The sequence below is a fragment of the Oleiphilus sp. HI0066 genome (assembly GCF_001635725.1).
This window is the reverse complement of record NZ_LWFH01001792.1, coordinates 1-1493: the sequence shown is the minus strand read 5'-3', so window position 1 is coordinate 1493 and position 1493 is coordinate 1. Positions and strand designations below refer to the sequence as shown.

At 42.9% G+C, this 1493-nt stretch carries 1 protein-coding gene and 1 pseudogene; both read left to right on the top strand.

The genetic code is table 11. The annotated features are described in order from the left end of the window. A partial coding sequence (locus A3738_RS27875; protein WP_068764001.1) for a valine--pyruvate transaminase occupies positions 1–1149 on the top strand: 1149 nt, incomplete at its 5' end. Between the two features lie 40 nt (positions 1150–1189). Then, positions 1190–1493, top strand: a pseudogene (locus A3738_RS27870) (sterol desaturase family protein); the annotation flags it as partial.

Sequence of the window (1493 nt, the reverse complement as noted above, 5' to 3'; positions counted from 1 at the left end):
AATCCGGCTCATATACCTGTCGTCGAAGAACTGTTTCGTGATCGTTTAGCCGAGTTGGCGAACAGTCCTGATGCCTTTCGCCGATTGATCGGAATTTACGATCCGCCACAAGGTGAAATTGACTTTATTGGTGCCATTGCAGACTTATTGCGTCGTGAATATCAGTGGCCAGTTAGTCGCAAAAACATCGCGTTGACAAACGGCAGTCAGGCCGCATTTTTCATGTTGTTCAATATGTTTGGTGGGCGTTTTAACAAGGATGATAATAAGCAAATATTGCTGCCACTTGCTCCAGAATATATCGGGTACAGTGACGCTGGCTTAAACGATCATTTATTCCGGGCGTTTAAACCAAATATTGAACGCATTGATCAACAGACATTCAAATATAAAGTCGATTTCGATTCCTTAGAAATTGATAAAGGCGTTGGTGCGATCTGTGTGTCGCGGCCAACTAATCCAACCGGTAACGTCCTGACCGATAAAGAAGTGGCAAGGTTGGATCAGCTTGCAAAACAAAATGACGTGCCTTTTATTATCGACGGAGCATACGGTACGCCGTTTCCAGATCTAATTTTTGAAGAGGTAACACCTCACTGGAATGACAATACGGTTGTTTGTTTAAGTCTCTCAAAATTGGGCTTGCCGGCTGTTCGTACAGGTATCGTTGTCGCGCGCGAAGACATCATAGAGAACTTGTCCGGAATGAATGCGGTGATGAACCTTTCAACTGGGAGCTTTGGCCCGATGCTGGCACATGAGCTGGTGAAATCGGGCGAAATATTGTCGCTGAGTCAGAATCACGTAAAACCCTATTATGCTGAGAAAGCTGTTTGGGCTGAAGATTACTTCAAAACGCTATGTCGTGATTTACCTGTGTCGCTCCACAAGGTCGAAGGAGCCATGTTTTTATGGGTTTGGATGGAGGGTTGTCCCGTCGATAGTCAAAATCTGTATGAGCGCTTAAAGCAACGTGGTGTTTTAGTTGTTTCTGGCCATCATTTCTTCCCGGGTTTAAGTGATAAAGACAAAAACGAATGGCGACATAGCCGCGAATGTCTTCGAGTTACATATTCTCAGGATAAAGAGAAAGTGAAAAGAGGCTTAGAGGTTCTCGCCGATACCTTGCGAGAAGCCTACGAAAACTAGTACTGTGAGAGACAATATAAAATAAAAAGAAGGAACGAAGATGGATGATGTAATTCATGCGTTGATGTTTATTGCGATATTTGGCTCTATATTTTTGAGCGTGATTGGTATTGAAATGTGGGTTCTGTCGCGACAAAATCGTCAGTCATATCACTGGAAGGAGACACTAAGTAATATGACGACGGGTGCTATGTATAAAGTCGTTGACGGTATTGCTATCGCGCTTTTCATCCAAGTTTTTTATGACTATGTACGTGATTACGGGTTTCAGTATTCTCCAGATGTGACAGCTTTTAGTCTTGTTTTTTTGTTTTTGGCTGTCGATTTCTTTTTCTATGCATATC